This is a genomic window from Verminephrobacter aporrectodeae subsp. tuberculatae, from assembly GCF_026127385.1.
Taxonomy (GTDB): domain Bacteria; phylum Pseudomonadota; class Gammaproteobacteria; order Burkholderiales; family Burkholderiaceae_C; genus Acidovorax; species Acidovorax aporrectodeae.
Window position 1 is genome coordinate 454068 of the sequence record NZ_QZCX01000001.1, and the last position, 15843, is coordinate 469910.

At 64.5% G+C, this 15843-nt stretch carries 17 protein-coding genes; 16 read left to right on the forward strand and 1 reads right to left on the reverse strand.

The window, feature by feature from the left end; all coding sequences use genetic code 11:
- Positions 1 to 6 precede the first annotated feature (6 nt).
- The 12 genes from gspG (at position 7) to D5041_RS01675 (ending at position 12733) form a co-directional block, all read left to right on the forward strand.
- Positions 7 to 450 carry a type II secretion system major pseudopilin GspG gene (gene gspG, locus D5041_RS01620; protein WP_010105244.1) on the forward strand — a complete coding sequence of 148 codons (444 nt, stop codon included), beginning with the start codon at positions 7 to 9 and terminating at the stop codon, positions 448 to 450.
- Positions 425 to 892, forward strand: a complete 468-nt coding sequence (locus D5041_RS01625) for a prepilin-type N-terminal cleavage/methylation domain-containing protein (RefSeq protein ID WP_265283716.1) — start codon at positions 425 to 427, stop codon at positions 890 to 892. The genes gspG and D5041_RS01625 overlap by 26 nt, the downstream gene beginning before the upstream one ends.
- The gene (gspI, locus tag D5041_RS01630; protein ID WP_010105240.1) at positions 889 to 1254 is read left to right on the forward strand and encodes a type II secretion system minor pseudopilin GspI; all 366 of its coding nucleotides are present in this window, start codon (positions 889 to 891) and stop codon (positions 1252 to 1254) included. The genes D5041_RS01625 and gspI overlap by 4 nt, the downstream gene beginning before the upstream one ends.
- Complete coding sequence (locus tag D5041_RS01635) at positions 1251 to 1994, forward strand: PulJ/GspJ family protein (RefSeq protein WP_407702243.1); 744 nt, start codon at positions 1251 to 1253, stop codon at positions 1992 to 1994. The genes gspI and D5041_RS01635 overlap by 4 nt, the downstream gene beginning before the upstream one ends.
- Positions 1991 to 2989 carry a type II secretion system minor pseudopilin GspK gene (gene gspK, locus D5041_RS01640; RefSeq protein WP_265258537.1) on the forward strand — a complete coding sequence of 333 codons (999 nt, stop codon included), beginning with the start codon at positions 1991 to 1993 and terminating at the stop codon, positions 2987 to 2989. The genes D5041_RS01635 and gspK overlap by 4 nt, the downstream gene beginning before the upstream one ends.
- Positions 2986 to 4248 carry a type II secretion system protein GspL gene (gene gspL, locus D5041_RS01645; RefSeq protein ID WP_265283717.1) on the forward strand — a complete coding sequence of 421 codons (1263 nt, stop codon included), beginning with the start codon at positions 2986 to 2988 and terminating at the stop codon, positions 4246 to 4248. Before gspK ends, gspL begins: the two co-directional genes overlap by 4 nt.
- On the forward strand, positions 4245 to 4781 hold the full coding sequence (locus D5041_RS01650; protein ID WP_010101804.1) for a type II secretion system protein M: 537 nt from the start codon (positions 4245 to 4247) through the stop codon (positions 4779 to 4781). Before gspL ends, D5041_RS01650 begins: the two co-directional genes overlap by 4 nt.
- A gap of 26 nt (positions 4782 to 4807) precedes the next feature.
- The gene (gene gspN, locus D5041_RS01655; RefSeq protein ID WP_265258535.1) at positions 4808 to 5611 is read left to right on the forward strand and encodes a type II secretion system protein N; all 804 of its coding nucleotides are present in this window, start codon (positions 4808 to 4810) and stop codon (positions 5609 to 5611) included.
- Positions 5612 to 5615: 4 nt separating this feature from the next.
- Positions 5616 to 7829 (forward strand): type II secretion system secretin GspD, encoded by a 2214-nt coding sequence (gene gspD, locus D5041_RS01660; protein ID WP_265258534.1) that lies wholly within the window; start codon positions 5616 to 5618, stop codon positions 7827 to 7829.
- Between the two features lie 12 nt (positions 7830 to 7841).
- Positions 7842 to 9233: a GspE/PulE family protein gene (locus tag D5041_RS01665; protein WP_010103888.1), complete on the forward strand. Its 1392-nt coding sequence runs from the start codon at positions 7842 to 7844 to the stop codon at positions 9231 to 9233.
- A gap of 188 nt (positions 9234 to 9421) precedes the next feature.
- The gene (locus D5041_RS01670; protein ID WP_265283718.1) at positions 9422 to 10018 is read left to right on the forward strand and encodes a hypothetical protein; all 597 of its coding nucleotides are present in this window, start codon (positions 9422 to 9424) and stop codon (positions 10016 to 10018) included.
- 804 nt (positions 10019 to 10822) lie between these two features.
- Positions 10823 to 12733, forward strand: a complete 1911-nt coding sequence (locus D5041_RS01675) for a DUF3857 domain-containing transglutaminase family protein (protein WP_265283719.1) — start codon at positions 10823 to 10825, stop codon at positions 12731 to 12733.
- Between the two features lie 718 nt (positions 12734 to 13451).
- Here the strand turns inward: D5041_RS01675 and D5041_RS01680 are convergent.
- Positions 13452 to 13988, reverse strand: coding sequence for a transposase (locus D5041_RS01680; protein WP_265283720.1), 537 nt, complete (start codon positions 13986 to 13988; stop codon positions 13452 to 13454).
- Between the two features lie 141 nt (positions 13989 to 14129).
- On the opposite strand from D5041_RS01680, the gene D5041_RS01685 reads away from it, so the two are divergent.
- The 4 genes from D5041_RS01685 to D5041_RS01700 all read left to right on the forward strand — a co-directional run bounded on the left by D5041_RS01685 (position 14130) and on the right by D5041_RS01700 (position 15816).
- Positions 14130 to 14297 (forward strand): hypothetical protein, encoded by a 168-nt coding sequence (locus D5041_RS01685; protein ID WP_265283721.1) that lies wholly within the window; start codon positions 14130 to 14132, stop codon positions 14295 to 14297.
- Between the two features lie 108 nt (positions 14298 to 14405).
- Entirely contained in the window at positions 14406 to 14699 is a 294-nt protein-coding gene (locus tag D5041_RS01690; RefSeq protein ID WP_265283722.1) for a hypothetical protein, read from the forward strand.
- A gap of 138 nt (positions 14700 to 14837) precedes the next feature.
- Positions 14838 to 15176, forward strand: coding sequence for a hypothetical protein (locus D5041_RS01695; protein WP_265283723.1), 339 nt, complete (start codon positions 14838 to 14840; stop codon positions 15174 to 15176).
- Positions 15145 to 15816, forward strand: coding sequence for an HlyD family secretion protein (locus tag D5041_RS01700; RefSeq protein WP_265283724.1), 672 nt, complete (start codon positions 15145 to 15147; stop codon positions 15814 to 15816). The genes D5041_RS01695 and D5041_RS01700 overlap by 32 nt, the downstream gene beginning before the upstream one ends.
- The last annotated feature ends 27 nt before the right edge of the window (positions 15817 to 15843 follow it).

Consider the following 15843-nt stretch of genomic DNA (forward strand, 5'->3'; position numbering starts at 1 on the left):
GTGAACATGTCCTCGTCCCGCATCCTCCTGCACCGCGCCCGCCGCGGCCGCGGTTTCACCCTGATCGAGCTGATGGTGGTTCTGGTCATCATCGGCGTTCTGGCCGCGCTCATCGTGCCGAATGTGCTCGAGCGCGCGGACGACGCCCGCATGACCGCCGCCAAGACCGACATCACCAACATCATGCAGGCGCTCAAGCTGTACCGCCTGGACAACCAGCGCTACCCCACGGCCGAGCAGGGCCTGCAGGCGCTCATCACCAAGCCGACCACGGGTCCGGTGCCGCGCAACTGGAAGCTGTACCTGGAAAAACTGCCCAACGACCCCTGGGGCTACCCCTACCAGTACCTGAACCCCGGAATCAAGGGCGAGATCGACGTCATGTCGCTCGGCGCCGACGGGCAGTCGGGTGGCGAAGGCAAGAATGCCGACATTGGCAGCTGGCAATAGCCGGCCCCGGCGCGCGCGCGTACGCGGCTTCACCCTGCTGGAGCTGCTGGTGGTCGTCAGCATCATGGCGCTGGCGACGGCCGGCGTGGGCCTGGCCCTGCGCGACAGCGGGCAGACGCTGCTCGAGCGCGAGGCCGACCGGCTTGCCGCGCTGCTCGAATCGGCACGCGCGCAATCGCGCGCCACGGGTCTTGCGGTGCGCTGGCGCGCCCTGCCGCAGGGCTTTCGTTTCGAGGGACTGCCGCCCGCAGCGCAGGCCGCATTGCCCAGCCAGTGGCTGGACGCGGGAACCGTCGTGCGCGGGCCGGGCGTTCTGCAACTGGGGCCCGAGCCGCTCATCAGCCCGCAGCAACTGCTCATCACCCACCTGTCGGCCCCCGGGCGCAGCCTGCGCATCGCCACCGACGGCGTGCGCCCGTTCTCCGTGGACCCGGCGCCATGATGGCGCCGGCCGGGCAGCGCGGCTTTACGCTGCTGGAAGTGGTCGTGGCGCTGGCCATCGTCGCGCTCGCGCTCATGGCCGGCGTGCAGGCCACGACGGCGCTCACGCGCAACGCGCTGCGGCAGTCGGACATCGTGCTCGCCCAGCTGTGCGCCGAGAACGAGCTGATCAAGGCCCGCCTGTCGCGCCAGATGCCCAACGTGGGCGACAGCACGGCGGACTGCGTGCAGGCCGGGCGCCTGCTGCAAGTGCAAACCAACGTGCTCCCCACGCCGAACCCGGGCTTTCGGCGCATCGACGCGCGGGTGGTCGATGGCGAGAACGCCATCCTGCGCATTTCCACCGTCATAGGGCGTTACTGATGCGCCCGCTCGAGCCGCTTCGCGTCGTCCCCCCGGGGGGGCACCAGCAGCGGCCCGGCAGAGCCGGCTCCGCGCTGGCCCCGACGCGGCGCGCGCGCGGCCGGCGGGGGTTTACGCTGATTGAACTGCTGGTCGCCATCGGCGTCATGGCCCTGCTGGCGATTCTGAGCTGGCGCGGGCTCGACGGCATGCTGCGCGCGCAGGAAACGACGCGCCAGCGGGCCGATGAATTGCTGGTGCTGCAAGCGGCCCTGAGCCAGTGGGGCACGGACCTGGACGCGGTGCTGCCGATTGCCAACACCACGGCGCTGGACTGGGACGGCCAAGTGCTGCGCCTGACGCGCCGCAGCGGCACCATCCCCGACACCGGCGCCCTGGTCGTGGCCTGGACGCGCCGCAGCACCACGGGCCAGTGGCTGCGCTGGCAATCACCGCCGCTGCGCACGCGCGCCGAATGGCAGCAGGCCTGGCAGCAGGCGGCCCAATGGGCGCGCACCCCGGGCGAGGCCGAGCGGCGCCACGAAACCGCGCTGCTCACGCTGGACGACTGGCAAATCTTCTATTCCCGCGGCGGCGCGTGGTCCAACCCGCTGTCGAGCAGCGACGGCGCGTCGGGCAGCAGCGCTGCTGCCGTTCCCGACGGTGTGCGCCTGCGCATCACCCTGCCCGCGGGCCAGGCGCTCGCCGGCCTGCTCACGCGCGACTGGGTGAACCCGGTGCTCGGCGGGGAGCGCTCATGAGCCGGCGTCGGATCCGGGGCGCCGCACTGCTCGCGGCCATGCTCATCGTCACGCTGGTGGCCACCTTTGCCGCCGCCGCCATGTGGCAGCAGTGGCGCGCCATCGAGATCGAGACCGCCGAACGCGCGCGCGTCCAATCCGCCTGGATCCTTGTCGGCGCGCTCGACTGGTCGCGCCTGATCCTGCGCGAGGATGGCCGCCCGGGTGGCGCCGACCACTTGGCAGAACCCTGGGCCGTGCCGCTGCAGGAGTCGCGCCTGTCGACCTTTCTGGCCGCCGAGAACAACGTCACGCAGGTCGATGACGCGAGCACCGAAACCGCCGACGCCTTTCTCTCGGGCCAGATATCCGACCTCCAGGGCCGCCTGAACATCACCAACCTGATCGAAAACGGCAAGGTGCAGGCGCTGGCGTTGCAGCAGTTCACGCGGCTCTTCGAGCTCCTGGGCCTGCCCATGCAGGAGCTGAATCTGCTGGTCGATGGCCTGCAACGGGCGCAGGCCAGAAGCGGCGACAGCGGCAACGCGCCGCTGCAGCCGCTCACGGTCAGCCAGCTCGGCTGGCTGGGGCTGACGCCGGCCACCGTCGCCGTCCTGGCGCCGCACGTCGCGCTGCTGCCGAGGCCCACGCCGGTGAACCTGAACACCGCCGGCATCGAGGTGCTGCAAGCCGCCATCGACGGCCTGGACAGCGCGAGCGCGCAACGCATCGTGCAGGTCCGCGCGGAGCGGCATTTCAACAGTCTCGACGACGTGAGCGCGCTGCTCGGCAGCGGCGTCCAGATCACCAAGACCGCGCACGCCGTGGCCACGTCGTACTTCGAGGTGCGCGGCCGTCTGCGCCTGGGCGAGAACACGGTGGACGAGCGTTCGCTGCTGTACCGGCAGGGGATGGACGTCACCACGCGGTGGCGCGAACGCGGCGCGCTCGAGCACGCCACGCCCTGGCGCCCGGGCGCCAAGCCCTGGTCCCCTAGAATGGCGCCCGTTCCATGAGCACCCTGATCCTCTTTCTGCCGCCGGCCTGCCCGGGACCCGCCACGGAGTACAGCTACACGCTGACGGCAGACGGTCACCGCGCAATTGCCCAGGCCAACGCCCCGGCCACCCTGCTGCCCATGCGCCCGGGCACCGAGGTGGTGGCCGTGGTCCCGGCGCGGGCCCTTTCGTGGCAGCGCGTGCAACTGCCCCCCGGGCTGCCCCTGGGCCCGGGCCGGCAGACACCGCGGCTGCGTCTGGTGCTCGAAGGCCTGCTCGAAGAGCGCCTGCTCGACGACACCCCGGCGCTGCACTTCGCCATCCAGCCCGGCGCGCAGGGCGGTGTTCCGGTGTGGGTGGCGGTGTGCGAGCGCGCCTGGCTGCGCGAGCACCTGCAGGCGCTGGAGGCCGCCGGCCGCCGGGTGGCGCGCGTGGTTCCCGAGTTCGCCCCCGGCGACGCACAGAGCAGCCCGCAGTTGTACGCGCTGGGCACCCCCGAGGAGGCCCAGCTGGTCCTCACCGGCGGCGCCAACCCCGGGGTGACCGTGCTGCCCCTGAGCCGCACGGCGCTCGCGCTGGCGCACGCCAGCAGCGCCAACGCCCTGGCCGCGGTAGCCGACGCGGACACGGCCCTGGTGGTGCAAGCCGAGCCCGCCGTGGCCGCGCTCGCCGAACACACGCTGGGCCTGCGCGTGGTCCTGCATACCGCCAGCCAGCGCGCGCTGCACGCGGCGCGCGGCGACTGGGATCTGGCGCAGTTCGACCTGGCCAGCACCGGCCGCACGCGCGCCCTGCGCAAGGTCGGCAACGCGCTCGACGCGGGGCTGCACGCACCGCAATGGCGCGCCGCGCGCTGGGGCGCCGGGCTGCTCGCGCTGGCGCATCTGGCGGGCCTGAACGCCTGGGCCTGGCAGGAGCGTCGGGCGCTCACCGCGAAGCAGGCCGCCGTGCACAACGCGCTCACCCGGACCTTCCCGCAGGTGCGCGTGGTCGTCGACGCGCCCGTGCAGATGGAACGCGAGCTGGCCCTGCTGCGGCAGGCCGCGGGCAACGTCACGGCGCGCGATCTGGAACCCCTGCTCGCCGCAGCGGGCGCCGCCCTGCCCGCGGGCAGCCCACCCACGGGAATCGAATACCGCCCCGGCGAACTGCGCCTGCACGGCGTGGCGCTGGCGCCCGAGACGCAAGCCGCATTCTCCGCAGGCCTGCAGGCCGCCGGCTACCAGGTGCGGCGTGACGAAGGCAGCCTGCTGCTGCAGGCCGAAGGCAGCCCATGACGCGCCGCATGCAACGCCTGCAGGAGCTCTGGAAAGCGCTGGCACCGCGCGAACAGGGCCTGGTGCTCGCGGCTGCCGGCCTGCTGGCGCTGGCGCTGCTGTGGTGGCTCGCGCTGGCGCCGGCGTTGACCACGCTGCGCGCCGCCCCCGCGCGCCACGCCACGCTCGACGCCCAGTTGCAGCGCATGCACAGCCTGCAGGCCGAGGCGCAGGAGCTGCAAGCGGCCCCCCAGCCCCCTCCCGGCGACGCCGTGGGCGCGCTGCGCACCGCGCTCGTGCAGCGTCTGGGCAACACGGCGCGGCTCGACGTGGTCGGCGAGCACGTCACCGTCACCCTCCAGGGCGCGCACGCCGAGCCGCTGGCCCAATGGCTCGCGCAGGCACGCAGCAATGCGCACACCACCCCGCTGGAGGCCCGCCTGACGCGCAGCGCCGCAGCGCCCGAGGGCGCTGCGGCCGACCCAGCCAACCGCAGCGCCCCGCGCTGGGACGGCACCCTGCTGCTGGCGCTGCCCGCGACCGCAGCGCGTTGATCCGCCGTCTCCTCCGCAGCCCCCCCATGGCCCGCACCCCCCGCCCTGCCCCGGCCTCCCGGCCCCGCCCCGCGTGGGGCTGGGCGCTGGTGGGCGCGCTGGCCGGCGCGCTGCCCGCGGTGCTGGCCTTTGCGCCCGCGCGCTGGCTCGCCGAAGGCGTGGCCAGCGCCACCCACGGGCAGGTGCTGCTGCTGCAGGCACGCGGCACGGTGTGGACCGGGTCCGCGCAGCTGGTGTTCACCGGCGGCAGCGCCAGCCGGGACCGCATGGCCCTGCCCGGGCAGGTGGACTGGCAGCTGCGCCCCGGCTTTGGCGGCCTGCGCGTGCAGCTGCGCGCCAGCTGCTGCACGCCCACCCCCTTGCAGGCCCGGGTGCAAGCCGGCTGGGCCACGGCGCAGCTGAGCCTGGCCGACGGCCAGAGCCAATGGCCCGCAGCCCTGCTCGCGGGACTCGGAACGCCCTGGAACACCTTGCAGCCCCAGGGCCAGCTCGCCCTGCAGACGCAGGGGCTGGAACTGCACTGGGCCGCCGGGCGCATGCGGCTCAGCGGCCAAGTACAACTCGACGCGCGCGCCATGTCCTCGCGCCTGTCAACCCTGCGCCCCATGGGCAGCTACCGCCTGGCGCTGCAAGGGGGCGAGGTCCCCACGCTCACGCTGAGCACGCTCGACGGCCATCTGCAACTCAGCGGCAGCGGCCAATGGGTCGGCCAACGCCTGCGCTTTACCGGCGAGGCCAGCGCCAGCCCCGAGCGCGAGGCAGCGCTGGCGAATCTTCTGAACATCATCGGACGGCGCAGCGGCGCGCGCTCCATCATCACCGTGGGTTGAACCTATGACTTGCCTGATTTCGCCACGCCTGCGCAGCAACCTCGAAACCACGCTCAAAACGCTCGCGGCCACGGCCCTCCTGGCCTGCGCCAGCGGCCAGACTGCCGCGCAGACGGCGAGCAGCAACCCGCCGAGCGTGCGCGCGGGCGAGCCGGTGACGCTGAACTTCACGAACGCCGAGATCGAGGCCGTGGCGCGCACCATGGCCACCATCACCGGGCGCAACGTGGTCGTCGACCCGCGCGTCAAGGGCCAGCTGAACCTGCTCACCGAGCACGCCGTCCCGCCCGCTGTGGCGTTCCAGCAATTCCTCGCAGCGCTGCGGCTGCAGGGCTTCACGGTGGTCGAATCGGCCGGTCTGTACAAGGTGGTTCCCGAGGCCGACGCCAAGCTGCAGGGCGGCAGCGTGAGCGTGGTGCAGGGCGACGCGGGCAGCGCGCCGGGCGGCGGGCAGATCGTCACGCAGATCTTCAAACTCAACTACGAGAACGCGACCAACCTGATTCCCGTGCTGCGCCCGCTGATCAGTCCGAACAACACCATCAACGTCAACCCCGGAAACAACTCGCTGGTGATCACCGACTACGCCGACAACCTGCAGCGCCTGGCGCGCATCGTCGCGGCGATGGACGTCTCCAACGCCAGCGACGTGGAGGTGATCCCGCTGCACAACGCCGTTGCCAGCGACCTGGCGCCGCTCGTGGCGCGCCTGATCGAGGGCGGCAGTAGCACCACACCGGCGGCGGCCCCGGGCCAGAGCGACACGGCGTTCAAAACCACGCTGCTCGCCGAGCCGCGCAGCAATGCGCTAATCCTGCGCGCCGCGAACCCGGCGCGCGCGGCCCAGGTGCGCTCGCTCGTGGAGCGGCTCGACCAACCCCCCACGCCCGGCAGCGGCGCGGCGCAGGGCAACATCCACGTGGTGTATCTGAGGAACGCCGAGGCCACGAAACTCGCCACCACGCTGCGCGCAGCCCTGGCCGCCATGGGTGGCAGCGGCGGCAGCGCGAGCAGCCCCGCTGCGAGCGGCCCTGCGCTCGCCACGCCCCCGACCACGGGCCTGAGCGGCAACAGCAGCGCGAACAACATGGCCGCAAGCAGCGCGGACAGCAACCAGCCGTCCACGGGCGGCCAGATCCAGGCCGACCCGAGCACCAACTCGCTCGTCATCACGGCGCCCGAGCCGGTATACCGCCAGCTGCGCGCAGTGATCGACAAGCTCGACGGACGCCGGGCGCAGGTTCTCGTGGAAAGCCTGATCGTGGAAGTCTCGACGAACAAGCTGGCCCAGTTCGGCATCCAGTGGCAAAGCCTTCTCGGTCAGAAGGGCAGCACCATAGGCCTCATCGGGACCAATTCGGGACAGGCCGGCAGCAACATCCTGACCCTCACGGCGGCCGCTGCGTCGGGCTCCAAGACGGCCCTCGGCAGCGCCCTGAGCACGCTGGGCAACGGCATGAACCTGGCGCTCGCGCCGCGCATCAACGGCCAGTACTACCTGGGCGCGCTGGCCAACTTCCTGCAAAACAGCGGCGACGCGAACGTGCTCTCAACGCCCACCCTGATGACGCTGGACAACGAAGAGGCGAAGATCGTCATCGGCAGCAACGTGCCGTTCATCACCGGCTCGTACGCGAACAACACGGGCAGCAGCAGCGTGAACCCGTTCAATACCATCGAGCGCAAGGACGTGGGCCTGATGCTCCGGGTGCGCCCCCAAATCAGCGAAAACGGCACCGTGAAAATGGCGATCTACCAGGAAGTCTCGAAGATCGACCGGGACACGACCAAGGACGCAAACGGCCCGACCACCAGCAAGCGCTCGATCGAATCCAACGTGGTGGTGGACGACGGCAACATCATCGTGATCGGCGGACTGCTCGAAGACAGCTACGCGCAGGCCGAGGACAAGGTCCCGTTCATGGGCGACCTGCCCGTGGTCGGCAGCCTGTTTCGCAGCGAGTACCGCTCACGCAAGAAAATCAATCTGATGGTCTTCCTGCGCCCCACCGTGGTGCGCGACAACGCCGCCAGCGACGCGCTCTCGATCGACCGCTACGAAAGCATCCGCGCGCTGCAACAGAGCACGCAACCGGCCCCCAACTGGATGCTGCGCAACGTCGACGCGACGCCGGAACTCCCGGTGCTGCCGGCGTCACTCTCCCTGCCCCGCGAGCGCCCGGACGGCGCGCAGCCCACGCCACCCGACGGCAACTGATTCCAGCCAGCGATGCGCCACCCCCTGCCCTACGCCTTCGCGCGCACCGCGCAGCTGCTGCTCGAGGACGACGGCGAGCAACTCGTGCTCTGGCACGGCCCCGGCCCGGACACGGGTGCGCTCTCGGAAGTGCTGCGCAAACACCCCGTGCAGCAGCTGCTGACGCTGGACGCGCCCGACCTCGCGCAACGCATCAGCGCCGCCTACTCGCACAGCGAGTCGAGCGCGGCGACGGTGGTCAGCGAAGTCGAGAGCGACGCCGACCTGTCGCGCATGATGCAGGAGCTTCCCGCGGTGGAAGACCTGCTCGAGTCCGCGGGCGACGCGCCCATCATCCGCATGCTCAACGCCCTGCTCACGCAGGCCGCGCGCGACGGCGCGAGCGACATCCACATCGAACCCTACGAGCGCCATTCGAGCGTGCGCTTTCGGGTCGACGGCACGCTGCGCGAGGTCGTGCAGCCGAACCGCGCGCTGCACGCCGCGCTGATCTCGCGCCTGAAGATCATGGCCGACCTGGACATCTCCGAAAAGCGCCTGCCGCAGGACGGACGCATCAGCCTGCGGCTGGGGACGCGCGCCATCGACGTGCGCGTCTCGACCCTGCCCAGCGCCCACGGCGAACGCGCCGTGCTGCGCCTGCTCGACAAAAGCGGCGGCCGGCTCAGCCTGGAGTCCGTCGGCATGCAGGGCGCGACGCTGCACCGCTTCGAAGCGCTGATCGGCCAGCCGCACGGAATCATCCTCGTGACCGGCCCCACGGGATCGGGCAAGACGACCACGCTGTACGCCGCGCTCGGGCGCCTGGACGCCACGCGCAACAACATCATGACCGTCGAGGACCCGATCGAATACGAGCTGCCCGGAATCGGCCAGACCCAGGTCAACGGCCTGATCAAACTGAGCTTTGCCACGGCCCTGCGCGCCATCCTGCGCCAGGACCCGGACATCATCATGATCGGTGAAATCCGCGACTTCGAGACCGCGCAAATCGCCATCCAGGCCTCCCTCACCGGCCACCTGGTGCTGGCCACGCTGCACACCAACGACGCCGCCAGCGCCGTCACGCGGCTCACCGACATGGGCGTGGAGCCGTTCCTGCTGTCCTCGTCGCTGCTCGGCGTTCTGGCCCAGCGCCTGGTGCGCAAGTACTGCGTTCACTGCCATGGCAGCGGCTGCGCGCCCTGCGCGCAAACAGGCTACACGGGCCGCACCGGAGTCTTTGAACTGCTGGTGACGACCGAGACCCTGCGCGCGCAAATCCACAACCAGGCGTCCGAGGCCGACATCCGCACGGCCGCGCTCGAAGGCGGCATGGCGCTGATGCGCGACGACGGGGAACGGTTGATCGCCGCCGGCATCACGAGCCGCGCGGAGGTGCTGCGCGTGACGCGCGAGGGATGAGCGCCCTTGGGGGCCCGGCGTGAAAGGACGTCGGGTCCCACATCCGTTGCATTCCTTTCATCTTCCTCACCCGCAAACCCCGGAAGCTTTGACATCATGTGCTCCCCTTGATGCACTCACCACCCGGCAGCAACGCGGCCAAGGCATGGGCAGGTACATCACCCTGGCAACAAAAGGAACCAAGCACCATGAAACCGAGCCCGTCCCCACTCATCCTCGCAACCCTCTGCGCCGCTGCGCTGACCGCCTGTGGCGGCAGTGGCGGAGGGTCGGATGCGAGCACCGACACCGGAGCCTCCCCGACAGCACCCGGAGACTTCCGCGTCGCCGAATACGTCGGCACCTGGACCGGAGATACCACCGTCTGCAAAGCCGGGTTTCCGTATAGCAGCAAGGACAAGGCCTACTCCTATCGCATGACCAGCCTGATGCTCGCCGAAAAGACTGTGGAGGTGACGTATACCGCCTACACCGACGCGGCATGCATGTCCAAGGCCGGTCGGTTGATCGAAAAATACGACGCTTCATGGTCCGCCGGCAGCGCCCCCGGCAAGACCAATGTGGCGCGCGTTTCCTTGGCCTTCACCGGGTCCAACACAGGTGCTGACGGCGGCTCCGGCTTGGCGTTGAACATGATGCCCGACGGCAAATTCATCAGCAGCACGGGCAAGTTGCTGCTGGACGTGGATGGCACCAATCTATATGGCCCTGCTGCGGATACAAAGATGGACGCCGACGGGTTCCCCATGACGCTGAACACGACCAGTTTCGCGACCAAGCAATAGGGCCTGGAAATACCGCCGGTGCATGAAAAGCAAAAAGGGGCGGCGCTTATGCGATGGCTGCCCCGATTTGCCGGTGAGCAGGCGCGCAGACCGCGCCAAGCGGTGGAAACCGTTCGGCCCCTGCCCCCACACAGGCCGTAGAGGCCCCCGTCGTCGAACCCCTTGCCTGCTTGCACCATGTAGTAGCGGTGCGGCAGACGGTCGGGGTGGCGCTTTTCGTAGATATGGAACAGGGCGACAGCCCTGCCGTTGTGACCATGTCGGCACGGTGGCCAGCGCCGGATCGAACGGACGCTGGCGCAAGCTTGGTGGCGACCACGCAGTGGTAGCCGAACCCGCGCAAGCATTGCAGCTTGGCCTCGGTGGAGACGCCCGCATCCACCGGGGCACCTTGGGACCGCATCCAGACCCGTGAGCATGCCTTGGGGTGTGCTTGGGCTCGCTGGCATTGCCGGCGAAAAATTGCACGCGCTACGCGAACCCGCTGGCGTCCAGCGCCACGGCCAGTATCAGCTGCGGGCAGGTGTGTGGCTGGGTGATCCGGGGAGTCAGGATGGCGCGATTGCCCTGCCCACGAAACGGCCAATACCCACACTCCCATGTCAACTATTTTTCCTGCTTCATGCAGAAAACAGTAACCCGGGTGACAATGATCGCCCGGGGCTGGGAACGACGCTCCCTTCCATCCGCCCCCAAGAGGGTCTGACATGGTCCGCACCCTCTCCGATGCACGCCCCGTCAAGTAGCGTTCGGGACTGCATCCTCCGTCGCGTTGAAAAACTTTGAACGAAAGGTGGTCCTCTGATGCAATTCAATATTTCAAACCGGATCTCTCAAGGTCTCATTTTCTGTTTTGACACGATACTCGCCTGCTTGATCGGTGCATCCATTGCCCATGCACAGGGCTTGCAGGCTGCCCACTACAAAATTGTTCGACTGGAACTGAAGGTCAACGTCCATCAGGATTTGACGAATGAATGGGAACAGACGCTGGAGCATGAGGCGCTCTCGGACGTTGGCGCTGTGAACATCGGAAAATACTTTTATCAGTACAGCCAAGGCTACCAAGTTGCCGAAATCACCGAAGCCTACACCATCAAGGCCGACGGACGAAAGATCCCGGTTCAGGCGGATACCATTCAAAGACAATTGGGGGTTACCACTGAATCCGGAGTCAGTTGGCCAGAAGCCTCCATATTGCAAGTCACGTTTCCGGATTTGCAAAAAGGTGATCGCACTTTGGTGACAGTCAAGGGACGTGATTTCAAGAATTTTCTTCCGGGATGGAGCGCCTTTCACGACACGCTGCCACATAATGTTGACGTAGACCAATATCACGCACGCCTGGAAATACCTCAGGGTATGGATTTTCAGGTGCAAGGTCAGGGCATGGCCGTACAGAGCCATCAATCGGGGGAAAAAAAGGTGTGGGAAATTCAAGGCGCTTCCAAAGCCCACTTGCTGGATGCGGGTGCCGTCAACATCCAGAATTCCAATCCCCGCTGGATGTTTTCCAGTTTTTCTGATTGGGAGCAGTTGGGACGTTCCTTCGGTCAAGCTTTCGCATCACGGCTTACCCTGAATGAAGATATCCGGAAATTGGCGCATGAGATCATTCAAGGCGAAGAGACGACGGAAGGGAAAGCAAGAAAAATCCATGCATGGTTGCGCAGAAACGTTCGCTACGTCGCAGTTTACTTGGGAACAGGTGGCTGGGTACCCCATGAATTGGATTGGATTTTGAAGAACAGATATGGCGACTGCAAGGATCAATCGCTGCTGATGATCGCATTGTTGCAATCCGCAGGCATCAATGCAACACCTGCGTTGCTTCGAACCCAGGCAGATTATGATCTGCCCGAATTGCCTGTGCCATGGTTTGATCACTGCATTGTGTTCATTCCGGAACTGAAGCGCTTTGTTGATCCTGCAGCCAGTGCCATAGCCTGGGGAGCCTTGCCTATGGAGAATAGTGACAAGCCGGTACTCGTCGTTGATTTTGACGGGAAAAGCCGACTCGACAGAACACCTCCATTCCGTTCGGAGGAAAACCGGATCGAAGTGCATGGCAAATGGCAAATTCATACCGATGGATCTGCAGACCTGAAACTGGACATCGCAGCGCGCGGGCAATCTGCCGTAGGGCTTCAAAATCAGTTGCGCCAAATTCCTGACAATATGCGAGAGGCTGCTTTGAATCGATGGATCACGGATGGCGGCCTGCGGGGAACTGGTCAGATGAGCTTTACACCTGTCAGCCTGGAGACCCAACGGCAAGACTTGCACATTACGGCGAAAATACAGAATCTCTTGCCCGATCCGGAGGCCGGGGCGATATTGCCGCATCCCATGTTGAGCAATTTGGGAGTCTACATAATTTCCAATATCGTAAATATAAATCCGGATACTCGTCGGTATGCGATCGAATGCATTCCTTTCTCGGTCCGGGAAGAATTTTCCGTTCAGTATTCCAAGGATTTCGAACTGCTGCGTGTTCCCAAGCCCGTGCAGATATCTTCTGATGCGTTGGCCATCCGATTTGAACAACACATTGTTAAAAATGGAAACAGTGTTGATGGATGGCGAGAATATAGCCAATCGCAGGCACACCATAGCTGTTCACCCCAACAATATCTGGAGCGTCAGCCCGTGCTGTCAAGGATTTTGCACTCCTTGCGCAGCAACGTTCTCTACGTTCAATCTTCTTCTCGCTAACGACGGATGCCGTTGAATTGCCCTTGAAGTGGCGGTGAAAGCCGTTCGGCCCCGGTACCCACAGGTCGAGAGGCCGCCGCCATTGCCGGCGAAAAATTGCACGCGCCGCACGAACCCGCTGGCGTCCAAGCGCCATGCTCAGTGTCCCCTGCGGGCAGTCGCGGCGCTCCTTGCTGCGACCGCGCTTCGGCCTTGTTCACCAGCAACGGCTCCGCCCTCGACGCAGGTGTTGGTCAGGTCGTGCGGCGTGATCGTCTGGCCCAGGCCGAACATCGCGCAACGCACCCGGCACCGATTGCTCCTTCAATCCCCACGCGTGCGTTGCCGGTTCACTGCACGGCCGGACCATGCGCGCGGCGATGTTGCCGCCGCGATCTGCGGGCGGTTCAGGCCCCACTGTGCGCCATCGCGCTGACCCACCAAGCTGCATGCGCTGATGCTGGTGTGCGGTGTGAATTGGCCCCCGGCTGGGTCATCCAGGGAGCGCACGATTGCCCTACCCACGAAACATCCACACTCTTGCATTGACTATTTTTTTGCCTTACACTGGCGACACGTCACTCATGCGACAAACGGTCGCACGCAGCTGACTCCAACTGCTTTTCATCCGTCCGCAAGGAAGTTTGACATGGTCCGCACGCTCTCCGGTGCACGCACTGCCAAGCAGCAGTGTGGCCAAGCAGTGCCCCTTTGCGATTTCGTCAATCGTGGCCTTGTGTCAGCTTGCGTCCGGCGTGGCCTGCGGCCAGGGCATGGCAGCTTCGCACACGGCAATCTGCGCGTGGCACGCTTTGGTGCCGCAGGCGCCATCGCCGCCGACGGTGTCCATCGATGCACCGGGCGGAATCTGCTGCAGGGCTTGGCCGCAGACACAGCGTTTGGGGCCGGTGCTGTCGGCAGCCAGATGCCGTGGCTCACCCATGCGCAGCACGGGCAAGACGACTCGCAAGCCTTGCGCGAGTCCCCGCAGCGCACGCGACGGCAGACCAAACATCTGCTTGAGACCGAGCAAGCCGTGGATGACGGCGTCCGGGTAGACGACCGGGCGTCCGCGCCTGCAGACATTCGCAGCGGGTGCGGGTGTCAGAAGGCGCTCGTCGATCCCCATCGCGATATCTCCTCTGGCAATCCGCCCCGCGTTGTACTGCGCCCAGTTGCTGACGCGGCAGGTCGCGTTGGGATCGGCTCGCTGGCTGGGGTACTTTTGAGCAGATTTTTGACAAAAACTGGGGAGTCTGCATGGTCCGTGTCGCAATTAGCAGAAGTGCCCGTGCGCTGCGGCCCGGGATTTCGCCCATTACAGTCTCCGCACCGGCCAATCTCAGGCCAAGAGTCACGCTTGCTTTGAGTCCGGTGTATTTCATGTTGAAAGATGATTTCGAAGGAGTAAATTTTCATGCGACAAATTTTGGAAGCACTGCCAGTGATAATCACAATGTCAGTGTTTGGAATTTTCGGAGATATTTTTTTCGGTAGTAATTCTCTGGGAGCAATAATTTCCCTTGTTATTGGTATTATAGTGGGACTGATTATTTTCAGACTGCTTTTCAAAAAGAAAAAATGACTGGCGCCTGGTCATTTTGTTTTTTGTAAGTCATGGCGTAATCAAGGAGATTTGAAATGAGAGAGCTTGACGAAAGAGAATTGAGTGAAGTGACGGCAGCCTTTGGCGTTGGTGGTTGCATTGCCGGTGCCACAAATGGTGCATTCGCAGGCACTGTGGGTGGTAGTGTGGCTGGGACTTACGTCAATGGTGGACTCGGGGCTCTGGTCGGTGGTGTCACTGGTGGTCTTGCCGGTGCTGCTGTCGGATGTTTGGCTGGAACTGTGGGTGCCCTGGCAGCTGCACCTGCCTCGGGCCTGGCTACTGGAAGTGCTGTTGGCGGATATGCCGCAAGCAAACTCACTTGGTAAATTCATTGATGCTGACCTGCCCCGCAACGATGTCCCTGAATCTGATGTCTGAAAGACGGACGCGCACGATGGGAATGGTCCTTTGATGACAAATGGCCATTCTCTCGAGGATGGCCATTTATTTGAATTTATTGCGCAAATGAAATGGTTTCACCAACTTTCATGAATCAACGAAACACCCTGAATTCAGGTGAAGCGCACGGACTGCGGGCAGCTACGCATATTCCCTGGCAAAATATCTGGAATTTCAGGATTTTATGCATTAACGCCATTCATAAAAGGAGTAATTCATGATGCAAACCTTTCTGAAGATGATCATAATGATGATCATGATGGTATTTTTCATGTATACCGGGATGAAATTGTCCGACCGCACCGTGGTGTGGTCGATTTCTGGTGGTATTGGAGCACTGGTGGGGCAAATTCTTTGCGAATTGCTTTTCAAACAGAAAAAATGACTGGCGCTTGGTCATTTTATTTTTTGAATTGTTGGGTTTATGCCATTATTTCGCAAAGAAGTATTGCGTGAGCACTCCCAATCCTACTGGGGTTCCACGGTCCTCCAAGGCTCCGGAATTCTTCTCATATTGACGTTGGCAGTGGTTATTTTTTCTGCCATCCTGCTTGGCTTGCTTTTTTTTGGAGAATTTACCCGTCGCACGACGCTGGAAGGTTATGTAATACATCAGGGCGGGGCCTTGCGTGTTTATAGCTCTTTGGCTGGCCGCGTTGCGACGCTGGCGATATCTGAGGGGAAAATTGTAAAACGAGGAGAAATTCTGCTTACCATTCTGGATGAACGATTCGGAGAAAAGGATATTGAATCACGACAAGCCGTTGTCGCCCAAATAGAGGCACGCAAGAAAAGTCTGAAATCCATCGAGATGCAACAGCGCCAACTTTTCCATACGACACGCCAAGGGATACTGGGTAGAAAGAAATCGCTTGAACAAGAGCTGTCACAATTAATTCACGAGCACCGCACGCTGAGTCAGCGCCTGGAATTATCCGAAGATATAGAAAATAAATTCCGTGCTCTTTATGAGAAAAAGTTCATTTCCATCGTTCAAATGCAAGAAAAAATGGAGGCAAGCAATGAACTCAGATATCGGGTTCAAACGAATGAACGCATGCAGACGAGCAATTCGCGTGAAATAAATTCATTGTAACTACTCAGCCCCCCGGCCCCCGGCCCA